We start from the raw sequence: 20,537 nt of genomic DNA, 5'->3' as shown, positions 1-20,537 counted from the left end.
AAAATGAAAAAGCTACTTAGAAACTTACTTTCAGCGGTTCTTTTTGTAGGGATCCTTGCTAGTTGTGAAACGACAGATCCTTTGATTGAAGAGGCGCAGAAAAATATTTTCACTCAGAATTATGACTCTGCCCTTGCTGTTTTAGACCGTTCGATCCGAAATAATCCTGAAAGCGGCCTTCCTTATTACTACAAGGCCATGACGTTTAAAGAAAAAGCCAAAACAATACCTCAACCAAATGAGAGAAAAGGAACCTACGAGGATTTCAGAGAGTCTGCCGTAACGGCTCGCGAGAAATTCTCAGCTCAGGAAGAAGTCCCTTCTGAAGCCGGTGATGTGGATAATCTTATCCTTAGTACCTGGGGCTTTGAGCACAACAAAGCTATTGAGTATGTAAATGATGACAGCCTGAAAGCTACCGTAGAAGAACCGATCAAAGTAGCTGTTGCTCACCTTGAGAATGCTGTAATCATCAATCCTGATAGTACCCTTTCCTGGGACATCCTTGCTCAGGTGCAGAGCCTCGACGGCAATTACCCCGGAGCCATTAAAGCCCTGAACACTTCTATGGAGATGAAGGGTAACCCACCTTCTGAAGATTACTTACGATTGGGAACTTATTACCGGGAAAGTGAGCAGCCTCAAGAAGCGATTACCGTACTGGAAAATGGTGTTGAGTCTTACCCGGACAGTGTGCAGCTGGTACAGGTTTTAGCTGATGTGTACATGCAGGCCGGACAAAGAGACAAATCTATTGCGACCATTGAAGCACTGATCGAAAGAGATCCTGATAATGCTCAATATCACCTGGCATTGGGAACTCAGTTACTACAGGCTACTACCGAAATTTCTGAAAGAATTACCAGTAACTACGATGAGATTTATGACTTGGGTACTGAGCTTCGGAACAACCGCAACAGAGCAGATGCCATTAATGCATCCATCGACTCTTTGGTATCTGTGAATGAAGAACTTACTTCAGAAATGAATGAGTTGAGCAACCGCGCAGAATCTGAACTGATCAGAGTTACGGAATTACGTCCGGAAGATCCTAAGGCTTACCAATATCTTGGTATTTCTTTCACCAATAAAGCTGCTGCTTTATACGAGAAAAGAAATTTCACCCAGGATAACGAACTTGCCAGCGAGCTTGACAAACAAGCTAAAGAAGAGCTTCGTGAAGCCATGAAATACTACGAAAAAGCTGTAGAGCTTGAGCCTGACAATACCGCCAACTGGCAATCACTATCTCGCATTTACGTTCAGCTCGACATGCAAGAAAAAGCTGCCGAAGCCATGGATAAAGCAGGCATGTAATTTCACATTTCAAAAAATTTAATATGACTATTTCAAATTTTACCCGGCTAACAGGCTTACTTCTTGTGGCCGGGTTTTTTATTTCCTGCAGTACATCGAAAGTTAACATTGATGAACTGCTCGCAAATAAAAAGTATCAGGAAGCCATCATTGAGATTGATAACCGACTTGCTGAAAACCCCGAACAACCTTCACTTTATATTCAAAAAGCCACAATTAATGCCGATTTAGCTCACCAGGCAGATCCCGAATTACGAGCTGAGTTTTACAACAACACGGCCGATAATTTTGAGTTAGCCGTAGAATATGGAGCTGATGCATCCCAGGTTTCCGTTATAGATAGCCTGCGGCAGCAATATTGGAAGACAGAACACAATGCCGGACTTCGAATTTCAGAGAACGAAGATATTTCTGAACGATACCAGCTTGCTGCAATTCACTTCCAGAACGCGCTAATCTTACAGGAAGACGCTGTCAGTTCTTATAAGAACTTATCGATTGCACAGTTTAACGAGGGGAATTTGGATGATGCCATCCAAACACTGGAAACTGCCCTGAATTATGCTGATGAAGAGCCGGTCGAAATCTATGAAAATCTTGGATATTTACATCTTGAGAAGGGAGAACCCGAACAAGCCGCTGCTTACTATGAGCAGGCCAATACAAATATGCAGGAAGATATGAACCTGGCTTTTGGATTGATCAATGCCTACATATCGGATGGAAATAGCGAACAGGCAGCCGATATACTTGAGAATCTGGTTGCAGAGTATCCTAATAATGCCAACCTGAGAAATGTATATGGTACCCAGCTTTACCAGATTACTTCCGGAATTTTACAAGACCTGAAGCAAGCCTATACGAGTAATGATACTATGCTTGTTGAGCAGATTAAATTTGAAGCTGAAGGAATGGGCGACGAAGCCGAAACGCAACTGATCGAAGCCTTTAAAAGAGATACCTCGAATACAGAGTACCTTGAAAGTCTTGCTGTTTTCTATAATAACCTTTCAGCTCAGTACTTGTCACTTCTGCCCGTTGCTTTTGAGAACGACAGAGCCAGCCTCGAATCCAAAGCCTATACACTTATTAACTTTGCGATTGATTACTACGAAAAATTAGTTGTAATAGATCCGAACAACGAAGAATACACCAATAAACTCAGCGTTCTCAAAACTTTAAAAAATCGCAAAACTGCCTCAGCAGATAATTAATTATGAAATTTAATACCAAGACGATTCATGCCGGCCAGAAGCCAGAAGAAACTTCAGGCGCGGTAATGCCTCCCATTTTTCAAACTTCAACCTACGCTCAGGAAGCTCCTAATAAACATAAAGGGTACGATTATGCCCGTGTTGGAAACCCTACCCGCACAGCTCTCGAGCAAATGATCGCCGGATTAGAGGGTGCTGATGAAGCCGCTTGTTTTTCAAGCGGTGTTGCAGCAATGGATTCCCTGATGAAAATGTTACGCCCGGGCGATCACGTTGTGACGACTAATGATTTATACGGAGGCTCCTACCGTCTATTTACCAAGGTGTTTGAACCCTACGGGATTAATTTCACATTTGTTGATATGACGGATCTTGATAAGGTGAAGGATGCCATCACCCCTCAAACTAAATTGATGTGGATTGAGACACCAACCAATCCTTTGTTGCGCATTGTTGATATCGAGGCGTTAGTTGGGCTGGCTAAGCCGAAGGATATACTTACTGTTGTAGACAATACATTTGCATCTCCGTACCTGCAGCGACCGCTCGAATTTGGAGCTGATGCCGTGCTCCATTCAGCAACCAAGTATTTGGCCGGACACTCTGACGTAATTCATGGTGCGGTCGCCAGCTCCAATAAGGAGATTATGGAAAACCTCCGGTTCCAAACCAAAACATCCGGTGCGGTGCCAGGGCCAATGGATTGCTATCTAACCTTAAGAGGCATAAAAACCTTAAGCGTACGTGTTCAACGATCGGTTGATAATGCCAAGCAAATAGCTTCCTTCCTGGATAGTCATGATAAAGTTGAGTCTGTATTATATCCCGGCTTGTCATCTCATCCACAGCATGAATTAGCTGCTAAACAAATGGATGACTTCGGAGCCATGCTTTCTTTCACCCTGAAAGACGACTCGATCGAAGCCGCCACTAAATTTATGAGTAACACCTCGATTTTCACCTTAGCTGAAAGTTTGGGTGGTGTGGAATCTTTGATTAGCCACCCCGCATCCATGACTCACGGTTCCATTCCAAAAGAGGTACGTGAGAAAGCAGGATTAAAAGACTCTCTTATTCGTATTTCCGTTGGAATTGAAGACGCTGATGACCTCATCGATGACCTGAAACAGGCATTTTAGTATATCATCATTCCTGAGCCTTTAGTATCTTTCAAACGCTGAAAAAGCGCTTACAGAATATCTAATTCAAAACTAATTTCGATCATGCGAGACGTTGTAATTGTATCTGCAAAACGAACCCCCATGGGCTCCTTTGGAGGCAGCCTTTCTTCCTTTTCTGCACCCGAGTTGGGCGCATCGGCCATCCTTGAAGCGGTAAAATCAGGAGGCATTAAGCCCGATGATGTACAGGAGGTGGTAATGGGCAATGTACTTTCAGCAGGTATCGGGCAGGCACCGGCCAGGCAGGCAGCTATGAAAGCAGGGCTTCACGAGCGTACTCCTGCAACCACGGTAAATAAAGTGTGTGCTTCCGGGATGAAGTCGATCATGATCGCCGCCGACCAGATTCGTTTAGGCGAAGCAGATATCATTGTAGCAGGTGGAATGGAGAGTATGAGTAATGTTCCCTATTATCTGCCTAAGCAACGTTTTGGGGCCAAATACGGGCACGTTGAAGCCGAAGACGGCATCGTGAAAGACGGCCTTTGGGATGTATATAACAAATACCTGATGGGCAATGCCGGCGATCTTTGCGCCAGAGAGTGCAACATCAGCCGTGAAGAACAGGACGAATATGCTATTAATTCGTACAAAAGAGCCATCGAAGCCACGGAAAAGGGCTACTTCAAAGACGAGCTGATAAAGGTTAAAGTTAAAGACCGCAGAGGAAATGTAACCGAAGTAGAAAAAGACGAAGAACTGGATAAAGTTCGTTTTGAAAAGATTCCGGATTTGCGACCGGTGTTTGACAAAGAAGGGACTGTAACGGCTGCCAATGCCTCCAGTATTAATGACGGTGCAGCAGCGGTGTTGGTGATGAGTGCAGACAAAGCCAAAGAACTCGGACTTAAGCCATTAGCAAAAATATTGAGCCATGCCAGTGCAGCTAAAGCCCCGGAATGGTTTACAACTGCTCCGGCTGATGCCATCCCGATTGCGCTTAAGAGAGCCGGGCTGACAAAGAGTGACATCGACCTTTTTGAGATCAATGAAGCCTTTTCGGTTGTAGCTTTGGCTAACAATCAGATATTAGAGCTTGATCCTGACAAGGTAAACATCCATGGGGGTGCAGTAAGTATTGGACACCCGCTCGGATGTTCAGGAGCACGGATTATCGTTACCCTCATCCATGCCCTTCGCAGAACAAAAGGCAAATACGGTTGTGCCGGTATCTGTAACGGTGGAGGCGGAGCTTCCTCCCTTGTGCTGGAAATGCTTTAAAAGAACCTACCCCGCTTACATTTTTAAGCGGGGTATTTTTTTATTGACATTATTATTTCACCGACCTATTATAAAGCAGACCTGAAACAAACGACTCTACTGTATAGACCAAAGCTACTATTCATTTATCGTTAACTAAACATCAGCACAGAGAACATTCTCATCTTACAGGTCAATCTTAACTCGAAGTACTATATCCTTATATAGAAAAACTGCTACAAAACCTTAAGCGTTAATACGCGAAACCAGTAAACGATTAGTTCCTTTATGCTTAACAAGCTGCTTTATATTAGTGGTTTGCTTTGCTTATTGATTGCTGAAGTAGCAAATGCCCAGCAACTGAAAGTAGTAGCAGAAACAGACTCATTTACAGATTACGAGTTCTCCAACGAGAAGCTTGAAATCCTGTCCCCGCATGGGCTGATGGTTCCGGTTTTAGGTAATTCTCCCCGTTACCAGATACTTGAACAAGCGGTCTCTACTATTAATAGTGAAATTTCCCGTGAAGAAGCGACCGTTTTAGCCCTTTCTGATATATCTAAACCGCTAATCGAAACCTCTGATCCAGGCATTCACCGTGGCAAAAAAGTTAGCGCACTCAGTATAAATATAGCCCGCAATGGTGAAAGCAATGCAAAAGTGCTTAGAAAACTCAGGATTCGGGTTTATAAAAACGGTGATACCCGCCTTCCACAGTTAAGAGCAGCCAAGAAAAACAACAGTGACCATTTTGAGGAGGGAATCTGGTATAAAATCCCCATCACTAAAAACGGGATTTACGAACTCGATGCCACCTACCTTGAAGACCTAGGGATTGAAATCAGCACCATTGATCCGCGCAATATCCAGATTTGGGGAACCGGAGGCTATCAGCTTCCTGAAGCAAACGACCAGACCCGCCCGGAGCTTTCACAGATTCCCATTATCGTTGAAGGGCAAAGTGACGGCGCTTTTAATACCAATGACCGCATAATTTTCTACGGAAATTCGCCACACCGGGTACTCAGAGACAGTCTCAATTTTGAACACCAACTTCACCCCTACAGCGATCAATCCTTTATTTTCCTGACAGTTGCTGACATTCCCGGAGATCGCCTTACACCTGTTAACAACAACTTATCCCCTTCCCGTACCATAACCTCTTTTTATGATTTTATTTGGAAGGATGAGGAGCTTTATAAAACAGAAGAAAGTATAAAGTCCGGCCGTCGTTGGTTTGGAAGACGTTTTGATGCTTCCAGCAATGGAACCTCCATCCCTGTTTTCTCAGATACACTTGCCGGAATTATTGCCGGTGACCCGATTACGGTAGAAGGACAGTTTATAAACCGTTCAACAAATTCTGCCAATTTCCGGGTATCGGTAAACGGCCAGCAGGTTGAGACGGTAAATATCCGTGCTATTTCGTGCACCCGATGTGGAAGCTGCTATAATTGCAGTAGCGGTGAATCCGGCGTAGAAGGTGCCTTCAAGACCAGCTTCATACCAACTATTCAAGATGGAATAATTGAAGCCGAAGCTGCTTACAATCATAACGAATCTAGTTCAAGAGGCTATTTGGATTGGTTCCGTGTGGTCGTTCGAAGAGAACTACAGGCTCAAAACGGTCACCTGTATTTCTACTCGCCGGCCGATGGTTCTTCCAGCGAACTTGCTCAATACCGGCTTTCCGGGTTTAGCAGCCAGCCTGTTATTCTCGATGTAAGTGATGTGACCCAACCCAGGCTATTAAGTTTAACCGAATCTAACGGAAATTTCAGCTTCAATTATTATACAGGAAATGACTTACGGTTCGTAGCTCAATCCAGCTTTTTCCAACCAGCTATGGGTACATTAGTAGCCCCTCAGAATCTCAAAGGAATTAACGATTACCCTGACTATATCATCGTCACATCTGAAGACTTCAAGCAATATGCCGATGACCTGGCCGGTTACCGAACTCAAAAAGATGGGTTAAACCCTGTGGTAGTGACCCAAGAACAGATTTTAAACGAATTCTCAGGCGGTGTTGTGGATCCCTCGGCTATTCGCGACTATGCCAAATTTTTGTACGACCGGGCTTTAAACAACGGACAGGAACCCCCGAAGTACTTACTCCTTTTTGGGGATGCCACCTTCGACTACAAGAACATTATCAGCAATGGTTTCCAAAATTATATCGTCACCTATCAAAGTGAAGAATCTCTAAATAGGATACAGTCTTTTGCTACCGATGATTTCTTTGGTTTTCTGGACGACAACGAGGGAGATTTGTCCGCCGGACTGACCAGCAACTCGCATTACATGGATATTGGACTCGGCCGAATTTCTGCACAAACAAGATCTGAAGCAGCTATAGCCGTCCAAAAAATTAAAACCTACGAGGACCCGGCCAACACCGGCAGCTGGCAAAACCTGTTAACCTTTGCGGCCGACGACGACTTCCCCGATTCCGGCGACAGAGATATTCACGTAGTTAATGCCGATGAAACCGCCCAGCGCATGAACTTTATGGAGCCCGGACTCCGAATCAAAAAAGTGTATGAATTTGCCTACCCGGTTGAGATTACCGGATCGGGACGGAAAATACCCGGAGCTACAGACGCTTTCATAAATTCGTTTAACGAAGGTACCCTGGTGATGAATTATTCGGGCCATGGAAATGAGCAGACGCTGTCTGATGAAGAGCTATTTTTGTCTAATTACATTCCCAACCTCACCAACCGTGATGAATTAGCGGTACTTGTAACAGCTACCTGTCAGTTCGGAAGGTATGATGACATCGAAGCTCAATCCGGAGCTGAGCAATTGCTTTTTGCAGAGAACGGAGGGATAGTAGGTGCATTTACTACCACCCGGGTCGTCTTCACAAGTTTTACTATCAGCGCCGGTAATAACTTCGGGCTGAATGTGGCTCTTTCCCAGCGAATGGTGGAACGTAATTCCGATGGAAGCCCCCTTCGGCTGGGTGATATTTACATGCGCACCAAAAATTCCAGTATCAACAGTTCCACCGTTGTAGCTTCCCGAAACAGTAAGAAATTCATACTGATTGGCGATCCGGCTACAAAATTTCGTCTGCCTGAGCAACAAGCTGACCTGACATCTATTAACGGCTATTCAGAAGCTGGTGAAGATACCACACTGACCATAAAGGCCCTTGAACAGGTAAACCTGGCCGGGCAAATAAAGGATCTTCAGGGTAACCCCCTTCCCGATTATAACGGAGAGGCAGTCATCACCGTTATGGACGCACCTCGTAATGTTCCACTGCCATCCGATAGAGAATGGGTAGCTCAGGACAATTGCCGGCTCTCTGGCTGTGATTATGAAGCTGAGAACGATATTCTATTCAAGGGCAAGGCCGCCATCACTAACGGGGAGTTTACCTCTTCTTTTATAGTACCAAAAGACATCAGCTTTTCAGACAACACCGGCCGAATCATTTTCTTTGCTAACAGTAATGGGCAAACTGCCGGCGGTTCATATACAAAAGTGCGCTTTAACGGAGTTAATGAAAACGCCGTGGATGACGGCTCGGGGCCGCAGATGGATGTATTTCTGAATAATGAACGCTTTGTAAACGGAAACCTGGTGAATAGTTCACCAACACTGATAATTGAACTTGAAGATCAATCTGGCATAAACACTACAGGAACAGGAGTAGGACATGAGATAATTGCTACAATCGATACAGAACCACAACAATCGTTCGTCCTCAACGATTTTTATGAGGGCAGTTTAAATGATTTCACGCGGGGGCGTATCGAGTACCCTCTGGATCAACTTCCGGAAGGTAGCTATACCCTTAAAGTTCGGGCGTGGGATGTGCACAATAATCCTTCAGAAGAAGAAGTTTTCTTTGAAGTAGCATCGAGTGAGGAGTTAACCGTCAGAAACGTGTTTAACTTCCCCAACCCGATGAATAATGCCACCCGATTCAGCTTCGAACATAACCAGCCCGGTAATCCACTTGATGTTTCAGTTCGTATTTATACACTGAGTGGCAAGCCGGTGCAACACATTGAACAGTCACTCATAACTACAAGTTCTTATGCCAGTATTTCATGGGATGGCCGTGACCGGGATTATGATCGCCTGGGTAACGGTACTTATATTTATGTGCTTCGGGTTGCAACAAATACCCCGAAAGGAAGACAAACAACAGAGCAAGTCGAAAAGCTCGTAATCATACGATAGCATCGTAACTTAACCCTGAATCTCTTATATTCAACTATCTTAAATTCGTTTTTTATGAAAAGGACAGTATCCATCATAGCAGCAGCATTATTTTTAATGCCTGCCATTACATATGCACAGGTTGCCATTACAGCGGTGCCCTTTCTTCAAATTGAACCGGATTCGCGCGGTGCCGGTATGGGAAACACCGGAGTAGCTATCTCAGACAACGCATCTGCGCTATTTTGGAATCCCGCGGGATTAGCTTTCCAAAAAGGAGCCAACCAAGCCAGTATTACCCACTCCAACTGGTTGGCCAACTTCAATGTGAGCGACCTTTTCTACGATTACGTGGTAGGTAAATATTACGTTGAAGGTATTGGTACCTTCGGAGCTCACTTAACCTACCTGAACCTTGGAGAGCAGGTGGAAACGGATGAAACCAGTCCTGAGCCCATCTCCCGATTCCAGAGTTACGAAGTTGCCCTTGGTGGGTCTTATGGTTACCAGGTCAGTAAAAATTTCGGAGTTGGAACAAGTTTGCGCCTTATTTACTCCAGTTTGGCCAGTGGTACTTCCATTGCTGCCCAAAAAGTAAACCCGGGAAGCAGCGTTGCTGTTGACCTTTCCTTCTTATATAAGACGGATACATTCTCGCTTGGAGGAAGAGATGCTCGGTTTAGCTTTGGATCAAACCTTTCTAACCTTGGACCAGGTATTCAATATACCGACAACGCCCAGAAAGACCCCCTGCCCACTGTTCTACGCTTTGGGTGGTCTTTTGATCTCGATCTCGATGATGAAGGTATTAACCGCATTACCGTTGCTAATGATATTTCCAAAATCATGGCTCGTACCGATAAGTTTGAAGTACAAAGTGGTGACTCAACCGTTATCGAAACCAAAGCAGTAGGCCCTATTGAAGCTCTGTACAAGTCATGGAGCAGCTTCGAGCGTTTTGATGGTCAGAATACCGTCGAAGTTGGGCTGATGCAGCAATTTATGATTGGAGCCGGCATTGAATATTGGTATGCTGATCAGTTCGCATTGCGTGGCGGTTATTATTTTGAAGACCCCCAAAACGGGGATCGTGAATATATCACTTTTGGCGCCGGTATCAGGTATAGTTTCCTAGGTGTCGACTTCAGTTATATAAAGACCCTTGAAGAAGATCACCCGCTTGCCAATACCTTACGATTCAGCTTGCTTATTGACTTTTAATACATGCAGCATTTGAAGTTTTTCATGAAGAGCATGTTAGTTTTTAGCATGCTCTTTCTATTTTGGAACCGCCACTCCCACGCTCAACAGACTCCCGTTAAGCGTTCTCATGCTATTTCCAAGCCCCAACCGGTATTGAATGAGAACCTGAATGCTACGGGAACAATCAATGTGATTGCCATCATGGTCGAATTTCAACCGGACAGTAACCGCCTTACTTCCGGAACCGGAATTTTTGGATCCAATGGCATGGACGGACTTCCCTATCTGGCTAATGCTGAAGACTTTCGGATTGATCCGCTTCCGCACAACCGAAGTTATTTTGAAGCTCACCTGGAGTTTGCAAAAAACTATTATGAGCAATCGTCTGATGGTCAGCTCACCATCGACTATCAGGTGCTTCCTACTTTCTACCGGCTTCCGAAAAAGATGGAGGAGTATTCCCCAACCGGAGAAACCTTTACCAACGAAAAAGTAGCTGAGCTTGCCCGCGATGCCTGGCAACAAGTTGAGAACGGCCCTGATTTTGATGCTTCCGGCCTGGATCCGGAAACAACCGCTTTCGTTATATTTCATGCCGGAGTTGGGCGGGATATAGAACTTACGGGTACTAACCTCGACATCACCCCTTTTGACATCCCCTCTCTTTACCTTCGCAAAGAAAATCTCGGAGAGCTTTTAAATGATCCATCTTTTGATGGATTTCCTGTTAATGACGGGTCGTTCCGTGTCACAAACTCTATGATCTTACCCCGAACCGAAACCCGGCGTGGCTTGGACATACAAGACAATGAATTCGCATTTCCGCTTTCCATAAACGGCCTTCTTTGTGCATCTATCGGAAGTCATCTGGGCTTACCTGATTTGTTTAATACCGAAACCGGAGACCCTGCAATTGGTCGATTTGGACTGATGGACGGTGCCGGATTCTTTTCTTACAATGGATTGCTCCCTCCCGAGCCTTCTGCCTGGGAAAAAATGTATTTGGGATGGGAGACCCCTTTTGAAATTGATGTGAACAATACAGGCGATATTCAGCTACCGGCAGGTTCACTCGATCAACCCAATGCCGTAGCAAAGTACAACCTCTCCGGTTCAGAATACTTCCTGCTTGAAAACCGGCACCGTGATCCTGATGGAACAGGTATTACGATTACCATTCGTCAGCCTGATGGAAATGAAGTTCAGCAAACATTTACCAATCAGGATGAAGCTTTTGTATTTCAGCAGTCGGAATTCGATACCCTGCTTCAAGCGGGTACTTTTGTGAATGCATCGAATTTTGATTTCAGTCTGCCGGGTGGGTTGGACCTCGGCGATGACGAGAACGACCCTTCTGACGACAGGGATCTTAACGGTGGGATTTTAATCTGGCATATTGATGAGGCCATGATCAACCAGCAGCTTCAAAATGAGCGTGTAAATGCGGATCCTGATCGGCGTGGAGTTGATTTGGAAGAAGCGGACGGAGCACAGGATATCGGACCGGGCGTACCCGGAGCACTGGATAACAGCGCTGCTTTCGGATCTGCTTTTGACTATTGGTGGAGTGGTAATGACTATCGCGTGATTTTACAATCAGGGCAACAGATAAGCTTTTATCAAAACCGGTTTGGCCCGGATACCCGCCCCGATAACAACAGTAATTCAGGAGCTCCCTCCTTTTTTGAGCTGTACGATTTCTCTGACAATTTGCCTACAGCTTCTTTTAAAATAAGAGCGGATGAACCTTATTCCGACTTATATACCTCCGACTTTACCGTACAGCTGGATTCCTCCCAAAGCTATTACACAGGCGATGATTCTTATTACAACTACTTCCCGCTTTCCTTGTCTGTTTATGAAACCGCGACTGACACTTTTTTGATTGTTCCTTCTCAACAATCGGTAACGGCTCTTTCTATTTCTGATCCTGCGAACATGCAGTTTCAACTTTCTGATGCCACTGTTCAGCAACCTTTTATTGGGAATGAATTAGTACTGGCTGAAAAACCTGTGTCGGCTTCTAATCAAATTGATGTAGCCTCCATTTCATGGAATACAAACACCCAGGGGTTTGACACCAGCTGGACGGCAACACTACCAAATAACCGTGGCTTCCTGAGCTCTCAAACCGGTGAAACCATCTTAGCTGATTTCACCGATGCCGGTTTGACAGCTGACAATGGCAATCCAACTTCAGAAGGTATTCCCCCATTTCAGCGATCCGAAATTATTAACGGTGAATTCGCCGAAGCATACAATTCAGGTGTTTCATTCTCATCACTGAATGGATATGCTTTTACTCCCGCATCAGATGAAAACCGACTTTATACAGGTTCAATTCAGCTGGACAACAGAGTGATATTTTATGTTTTTGAAGATAACCGGTTTGTATTGGTGGATCCCGAATCAGATCAGACCGAACTGCCGGTTTTTGAAGAAGCTGCAGCTGAATGGCCAGCTATACTGGACGATGCTACTATTCTTCGGGTAGATAGAACCAACAATCAGCTAATTGCCCAGAATCGCTTTGGTACAACTAAAGACTATTATCCTGTTGATGCACCAGAGGGCGTTCAATTTATCGGTACTCCCCTTTATACCAATTTATTTGCATCGGGCTCGGAATATGCAACATTGGTTGTTGGACAGGATAGTTTATCTCAAAACATTTTTGCCTACGATGAACAGGGGCTACTTATTGATGGATTCCCACTCTATGCAGGCAAAGCCATAGCACCCGGAACTCAACCTATTCACCCGATTATCTACAACCAAAATTTATATGCGGTCAGTCATGATGGTACGGTCAAGTCATGGAATCTAACCCGGGTATCGAATACAAGATGGCCTACCCGTTATGGAAAGGCTCCGTTTAATAAGGTTTCTGCCCGGGTTCAAACTTCCGGAAATGAATCTCCTTCTGGTTTTGGAGTTCTGAATGAAACTGAAACGTACAACTGGCCAAATCCGGCAACAGAACATACCAACATACGTTTTGAGCTTGCAGAACCCGGTGGGAACGTTCAGATTACGGTAATTACGATGAGCGGACGCATCATTTTTGAACAATCCCTCACTTCACCCGGCGGATTTCCCCAGGAAGTACAGGTTCAAACCGGAGACTGGGGAAGCGGCGGATATGTTGCCCGCATTAAAGCTACCGTAGATGGAAAAACTGAAACCAAACTCATTAAAATCGGAGTGGTACATTGATGAGAAAATTTAAGCTAATTTCGGTTTTCTTCCTGTTTTTGGGGTTGACTCCATTTTTATCTCAGGCCCAAACAGATGTGCGTTTCTACGATTACCCTATGAATCATCTGGAGTGGTACACCATCGAAAGTGAGCACTTTTTGATACATTTTCAGGAGGGGAACAGCCGATCGGCCCAGGTGGTTTCACGTATAGCAGAAGAAATCCACCCGCCTATTACCGGCCTATATCAATACACCCCGGATGAAAAAGTGAGTATCGTTCTCAAAGACCGGGAAGACTACTCTAACGGTGCTGCTTATTTCTTCGATAATAAAATTGATATCTGGCTTCCTGCTTTAAACACCCCTCTGCGTGGCACTCACAACTGGCTGCGAAATGTGATAACTCACGAATACACTCATATTATTCAAATTCAGAAGGGAATGAAGCGAAGCCGCAAAATTCCTGCTTTTTATCTGCAGTGGCTTTCGTACGAGGATGTACGCCGCCCTGATGTACTCTATGGATTTCCCAATGGCATTATAACCATGCCTTTTGCCACGGTAAATATTCCCGCCTGGCTGGCTGAGGGTACGGCTCAATATCAAACGGCCGGGCTTTTATACGAAACCTGGGACAGCCACCGGGATATGATTTTGCGAACACGCATCCTTACCGACACCTATTTTTCACTTCAGCAAATGGGAACCTTCTCATCCAAAACCAGCCTTGAACGTGAAACGGTGTATAATCAGGGGTATGCATTTGTCATTTACCTGGCCAACCGGTTTGGCGATGAGGTTTTGAGAGAAATCACCTCTGCCCTTGGCGAGAAAGGAGTATATAAGGTTGAGGAAGCTATTGAAATAGCTACCGGACTCCCGGGGAATAAGGTATTCAATGACTGGATTGAGGAACGGAAAGAGTTTTATGCTAACGCAACGGAAGGAATCATCCCTACCATCAGTGATACCGTTGAGAAGTCCGGTTTCTTCAATTTCTACCCTCAGCAATCTCCCGATGGCACCAAACTGGCATACCTTTCAAATAAAGGGGTAGATTATGGCTTGCTCTCTTTATATCTGAAAGACGTAAACGGTGAAAACAAAAAAGTCGCTGTGATTGATGACCTTGATACCCATCAACATAAAAATCACGTCAGTTCTCTGGAGCCGGTACTATCCTTTCTCGAATCTTCATTTTCCTTTTCTCCCGATGGCAAACAAATTGCTTACGCCATCAACAAAAAGAACAAGTATGGAGAACACTACCGCGATATTTTCATTTATGATATTGAGTCGGATGAAAACAAACGCCTGACAAACAGTGCACGCATCGAGTCGCCTGCATGGAATAAGGATAACAACAAGATTGTAGCCGTTCAGTATTCACAAGGCACACAAAACCTTGTACTGCTTCACCCCGAACACCCGGATTCTGTTACACAACTAACTAACTACAAAAGCGGAGAAACGGTTTACACTCCGGAATGGGGACCAACCGATTCTAAAATTTACTTTGCAAAAGCGGTTAACGGAAACCGGAATATCTTTATACTGGATGTTGAATCGGGTGTGGTTCTTCCCTACCTATCGGATAAATATATCGATTACCGGGATCCTCATATCGGGGCGGATGGTAATTACCTGTACTACTCGGCCAACCCTGAAGGCATCTTTAATATCTTTCGTGTTCCGCTGAGCAGTGGAGAATCGCAACAGCTTACAAGTGTACTGGGCGGGGCATTTATGCCATTTATCGGAGAGGATGGCACCCTTTACTTTTCCGAATATCATGTGGACGGGTATAAGATTAAGTCATCTCCGGAAAACAGGTTATTGGCTCAGCCTCGGTTTGGTTATTACACACCTCCTTTCCCCGACGAAATTATGGAGCCCGGTGCTGATTTTGAGTACATCAATAAGCTAAATGATTTTGATGACACCGATATCCGCCCCTTTGATGAACAGGCAGAAGCCATTGCCGACACCGGCAGTTACCGGTTTGATTTGTCCACCATTGACGATAACACTGAAAGAACCTACCGCGAATACGAAGACACCTATTCCGGATTTAGCTTCTTCCCGGTACTTCGGTTCGATAATTACTCCCAAATAAACGGCAATAACGGTACGCTCATTAAAAATGGGAAAATCGGGCAGTTTGGTGAAAACCTTCTTCGTGATGCCAAGCCGGGGGTTTATTTCTCTTCCCGGGATGTAATTGACAAGTTAAGTTTATTTGGTGGGTTGATGGTAGGAGTAGCCTCTCAACCGGCAGAAAGCATCGGGGGATTTTTCCGCCCGGACCGGCTTTTTGGCTTAGACCGTGATGCCTTTCTTATCGCTGAACACCGCGGACTTCCTTTCATTGAACGAAGCTGGTCTCCAACCGTTGCTCTGGAAATTTACAATCTGCGACGCAACGTATCTGATGGTTTGTCTATTGAAGAATTCAGATGTACTTCCTGCGGCCAACCTGATACGGTTTCCGTGGATATTGCCTATGACATCTGGGAAGCCGGCCTCTATTTCAGGAGCAAACTGAGCCGAAGAAGTATGCTGGAACTTGGCATTGCCTATAGCCCTTACCGTGTCTCAACCGATGATTTCTATTCCCGCGAACTCAAAGCTCAGATCAGCGGGTCTTCCTCGCAGTATTTCAGGGGAACCACCTTATCCGCTTCCTATACCTTCGATTACTACACCTACTCCAACGATGCCGATATCGCTCCGCTTGGTTTAAAAGGATATGCCCGTTATCAATACCAGCCCTCCAAGTTGCTGGAAGAATATGAAATTGATGACGGCTCTCTCTCTCCCGTTTTCAAAAAATCCGAAAACCATTCTACCGAAATCCATATGCGGTACGGATTCAAGACATTTGGCGATCAGGCTTTTCAGGCGCGTGTGAGAGGCTTCCATTATTTCAATAACCCGGGGGATTCTTTTTATGCCGATTATGTGGGTGGATTCCTGGGACTGAGAAGTTATCCCTATTTTGCACTGGGCGGTAGTACTACCGGTTTTGCCAGCGTGTCCTGGTTTGCTCCCATTTTCAGGGATATTAACAAACAAGTAGGTCCATACACACTGGATAAAGTTTTTGCCCGTTTCTTCTTTGAAACCGGTAATGGATGGCGTAGTCCGTACGACACGGGCAATAACCTAAAATCCGGTGTAGGAGCAGAACTTCGCTTAGCTTTAAACGGATACTATTTATTCCCTCTGAAGTTTTTTGTGAGCGGTGCGTATGGTTTCAATGAGTTCACCTTAACCCTGCCCGAAGATTTTATAACCAACTCACAGAGTAACCAAGTTACCTATGGCCGTGAATTACTTATTCACTTCGGTATAACCTTTGATTTTGAACTGTTATGAAAAAGGTCATCTGCTTACTGATTTTACTTTTTCTGGCTTCAACCGCAACTAATGCCCAGACGCTGAGCAGTTTCAGTAATGAGATATTCAAGAAAACTCCATCAGCAGAGTTAACTGATACCGGCGATATTACGCTTTCCGATTTCTCTTACCAATCGGCCTACCGAAATGACAGGTCCTCTCTTTTAGAACTTCCACGAACCAAGCCAATTGTCGCATTTGCAGCATCTGCAATTATTCCCGGTTCAGGTCAGGCAGCAAATGGGAAGTGGGTACGGGCCGGAATTTACTTTGCGGTTGAGGCCGTGGGTATTATTTATCATCTCGACCGAAATGCAACAGCCCGCCGGCAGGAAAAAGCCTACGAAGAGTTTACCCATCAAAACTGGAGTGTGTTGGCATATGCTGAGTGGCTGGTGAATTACTCCATGCAAAACAACCTGGATAACGGCTGGCAAGATCTTCAATCCCATATTGCAGGTAAGAATCCGGACTTCAGCAATACAACTAAAGACTGGTCGAAGGTGAACATCAATCTGCTTCATCAGGTGGAGAAAGAAACACCCTTTGTTTTCGAGAACCGGTATGGAAGTGAGTTTTCGCACCTTTTACCCGATTACGGCTCTCAGCAATATTACGAGCTGATCAGCAAATACTATCAATATCAGCCGGGATGGCAGGATTGGTACGGGCAAGTTACTACTGCCAATAATCAAAGCCCGGATATGTACCGATACATGTGGAATGGCAGGGATGAGCCGTTTACCCTATTCTATCAGGGTCGGGATCGGGCTCAGGAATTCAATGACAACTACCGCGCTGCCGGGAACATCCTCAAGCTGTTGGTAGTAAACCATGTAGTCTCCGCCTTCGATGCATTATTCACGGTTCAGCTTAAAAACAGCCGTATTCAGACGAATACTAACCTGATGAAGATGGAGCAATTTTCTGTAACCTGGCACTTTTAACACGTTAATAGTTCCTGTATTTTATGCACATGCTCAAGCAGATTCTGACTAACAAGTATTTTTATATCGGCACCTTTTCCCTGATGCTATTCGGTGCAGCTTTTCTATATGTGGCTGATAACTTCATTATGCCCTACTACACCAATTATAATGAAGGGGTAACGGTACCCGATGTAACCCGAATTTCTTTAGAAGAGGCTGAAGCACTGCTTACCGATTACGGTTTGCGCTTTGAAGTTGCAGACCGCCGGGCCAATTCAGCCTATCCGGCGAATTACGTGATTGACCAAAGCCCGGGCGCCGATAACATCGTGAAGCCGAATCGGAAAATCTATCTCACGGTAAACAATGAGGTTAAACCACAGGTAGTGGTCCCCAATGTCGTAGATCTTTCCCTTCGAAATGCAGAAATACAGCTTCAGAATTATGGGCTTGAAGTTGGCAGCCGAAGCTATGAATCGTCCCGTTTTAAAACCATCATCCGGCAGTCTGTTTCCGGAGGAACCACCGTTGAAAAAGGCACCGTAATAGACCTTGTTGTTGGCGATGGATTTGGCAGCCGAATTATCACTGTTCCGGAAATAATTGGGCTCAGGCTTCCTGAAGCCCAGCTTAAATTACGCGAAGCGGGATTCAGAGTAGGCGAAGTTCAGTTCCGCCCAACAAAAGATATTGTACCCAATACCGTGCTCGACTTTTCCCCCAAAGCAGAAGAACTCCGCGAAGGAGAAAGCCTGACATTGGTCATCTCCGAACGTTTTGAAGTTATCGAACAGAGCGAAGGCGGAGCTGTGATCATAGATTCTACCGATAATAATTCAGGTGCTAACCCTGATTCCCTCAACAATCAACAGAACCAACCCAATAACAACCCTGATCAATGAATTTTGAACTTCCCCTGATTGCACCATCCATTTTAGCGGCTAACTTCACACGCCTTGGGCAAGATATCGATGATGCGGTTAAAGGAGGGGCAAGCTGGATTCATTGTGATATCATGGACGGGCATTTCGTGCCCAACATCAGTTATGGACCCGGTGTTGTGAAGGCTGCAAAATCGGCTGCTCCCCAGGCATTCATCGATGTACACCTGATGATCGAAAACCCGGATGATTATGTGGAGGCATTCGTTCAGGCCGGAGCTGACTTAATCTCCGTTCACTTTGAAACCTGTCCTCACCTCCACCGAACTCTACAGAATATTAAAAAGTATGGGATTATGTCAGGTGTTGTTGTAAACCCAGCCACTTCACTCCACAATATTAAGCCGGTTCTGAATGATGTAGATCTGGTTTTAATCATGAGTGTGAATCCAGGCTTTGGCGGACAGAGTTTTATTGAAAGCAGTTATGATAAACTCCAAAAACTGGCTGAGATCCGTGAAGAACAAGAGCTTGGATTCCTAATACAGGTTGATGGTGGTGTGAATCTCAAGAACGCCAAAAAAGTAGCTGAGGCCGGAGCAGACATCCTGGTAGCGGGAAGCAGTGTATTCAGTGCTGAAGATATCACCGCCCGTTTTGAGGAGCTTACGGAGAAACTGGGATAATCCATCCGGTTTCGCCTTTTATATCATTTCCTGAAAGCTAGCTTCCAAGGCATCCCTGCATCATTTCTTCTGCTAAATCCTTATCTTTGGGCAATTCTTTCACTAAAAAATCTATACTACCATAGAAGACGAGAAAACACTTTCAGAACAAGTCATTGAAATCAAAGGTTCCGATCCTGTTGCCCTGTTTGGACTACATGATCACAACATCATTGCTTTAGACAAGGCTTTTCCCGAAACCAAATTCAACACCCGCGGCGACCGTGTTAAACTCACAGGCCCACAAGAGGAAGTTGATACGGCGACCAAAGTAATTGAGGGGATGATCGAGCTGCTGGATCGCAAGAGTAAAGTAGCCGAAGAAGATGTTAAAACCCTGGTTGCTCTTAAAAGTGGCGAAACCACTGCTGGCCGGCCTCAAATCCGTACACTGGATGAAACGGGCGATACCATCATTCACACCCATAACGGGGAGGCTATCACGGCTAAAACCCCCGGACAGCGAAGAATCGTTAGTTCTTCGGCAGAGCATGATATTGTGTTCGCCATTGGTCCGGCCGGAACCGGGAAAACTTACACCTCGGTTGCCTTAGCCGTTCAGGCTTTGAAAAACCGTCAGGTCAGAAAAATTATTTTAGCCCGGCCTGCCGTTGAAGCCGGAGAAAACCTTGGATTCCTCCCGGGTGATCTTAAGGAAAAAATTGACCCGTATCTCCGCCCGCTTTATGATGCCCTGGAAGATATGATTGACCGCGATCGGCTGGAGCTGCATCTGACCAAAAACATTATTGAAATTGCCCCACTTGCTTATATGCGCGGGCGTACGCTCAACAATGCTTTCGTGATTTTGGATGAGGCACAGAATGCCACCAATACCCAGATGAAAATGTTCCTGACCCGAATCGGGTTCAACAGCCGGGCTATTATTACCGGGGATATTACACAAACTGATCTCCCCCACCGTCAACAATCGGGACTTATATCCATTCAAAAAATTCTACAGGATATTGACGGAATTGATTTCGTATATCTTGGCGAAGAAAGACGTAGTTCGCCACAAGCTGGTCCGTGACATCATTAAAGCCTACGATAAGTTTGAGGAAAAGAAGAAGAAAAAGTAACTGAGTTGTTCAGTTACAAAGAGACAG

Annotated in this window: 11 protein-coding genes and 1 pseudogene; all 12 read left to right on the top strand. The window is 45.1% G+C overall.

All coding sequences use genetic code 11. From position 1 onward, the window contains the following. Positions 1-3 precede the first annotated feature (3 nt). The 12 genes and pseudogenes from ABFW99_RS11615 (at position 4) to ABFW99_RS11560 (ending at position 20,510) form a co-directional block, all read left to right on the top strand. Positions 4-1,317 carry a tetratricopeptide repeat protein gene (locus ABFW99_RS11615; protein WP_349354184.1) on the top strand — a complete coding sequence of 438 codons (1,314 nt, stop codon included), beginning with the start codon at positions 4-6 and terminating at the stop codon, positions 1,315-1,317. Between the two features lie 23 nt (positions 1,318-1,340). Beyond that, complete coding sequence (locus ABFW99_RS11610) at positions 1,341-2,531, top strand: tetratricopeptide repeat protein (RefSeq protein ID WP_349354183.1); 1,191 nt, start codon at positions 1,341-1,343, stop codon at positions 2,529-2,531. Positions 2,532-2,533: 2 nt separating this feature from the next. Continuing rightward, positions 2,534-3,670, top strand: coding sequence for a cystathionine gamma-synthase (locus tag ABFW99_RS11605; protein ID WP_349354182.1), 1,137 nt, complete (start codon positions 2,534-2,536; stop codon positions 3,668-3,670). Between the two features lie 84 nt (positions 3,671-3,754). Then, positions 3,755-4,933, top strand: a complete 1,179-nt coding sequence (locus ABFW99_RS11600; RefSeq protein WP_349354181.1) for an acetyl-CoA C-acyltransferase — start codon at positions 3,755-3,757, stop codon at positions 4,931-4,933. 267 nt (positions 4,934-5,200) lie between these two features. Continuing rightward, complete coding sequence (porU, locus tag ABFW99_RS11595) at positions 5,201-9,112, top strand: type IX secretion system sortase PorU (protein ID WP_349354180.1); 3,912 nt, start codon at positions 5,201-5,203, stop codon at positions 9,110-9,112. 54 nt (positions 9,113-9,166) lie between these two features. Next, complete coding sequence (porV, locus tag ABFW99_RS11590; protein ID WP_349354179.1) at positions 9,167-10,312, top strand: type IX secretion system outer membrane channel protein PorV; 1,146 nt, start codon at positions 9,167-9,169, stop codon at positions 10,310-10,312. A gap of 48 nt (positions 10,313-10,360) precedes the next feature. Continuing rightward, complete coding sequence (locus tag ABFW99_RS11585; protein ID WP_349354178.1) at positions 10,361-13,510, top strand: T9SS type A sorting domain-containing protein; 3,150 nt, start codon at positions 10,361-10,363, stop codon at positions 13,508-13,510. Beyond that, positions 13,510-16,872, top strand: coding sequence for a hypothetical protein (locus ABFW99_RS11580; protein ID WP_349354177.1), 3,363 nt, complete (start codon positions 13,510-13,512; stop codon positions 16,870-16,872). Before ABFW99_RS11585 ends, ABFW99_RS11580 begins: the two co-directional genes overlap by 1 nt. Continuing rightward, positions 16,869-17,840 carry a hypothetical protein gene (locus tag ABFW99_RS11575; protein WP_349354176.1) on the top strand — a complete coding sequence of 324 codons (972 nt, stop codon included), beginning with the start codon at positions 16,869-16,871 and terminating at the stop codon, positions 17,838-17,840. Before ABFW99_RS11580 ends, ABFW99_RS11575 begins: the two co-directional genes overlap by 4 nt. Before the next feature lie 29 nt (positions 17,841-17,869). Further along, entirely contained in the window at positions 17,870-18,724 is an 855-nt protein-coding gene (locus ABFW99_RS11570; protein WP_349354175.1) for a PASTA domain-containing protein, read from the top strand. Further along, a complete protein-coding gene (gene rpe / locus ABFW99_RS11565) occupies positions 18,721-19,389 on the top strand; it encodes a ribulose-phosphate 3-epimerase (protein WP_349354174.1) in 669 nt (222 codons plus the stop codon). The genes ABFW99_RS11570 and rpe overlap by 4 nt, the downstream gene beginning before the upstream one ends. 160 nt (positions 19,390-19,549) lie before the next feature. Next, positions 19,550-20,510 (top strand): annotated as a pseudogene (locus ABFW99_RS11560) (PhoH family protein). Positions 20,511-20,537 lie beyond the last annotated feature (27 nt).

Origin of the sequence: Gracilimonas sp. BCB1 (assembly GCF_040117685.2) — a bacterium.
GTDB lineage: Bacteria > Bacteroidota > Rhodothermia > Balneolales > Balneolaceae > Gracilimonas.
This window is presented reverse-complemented; position numbering and strand designations above follow the sequence as displayed.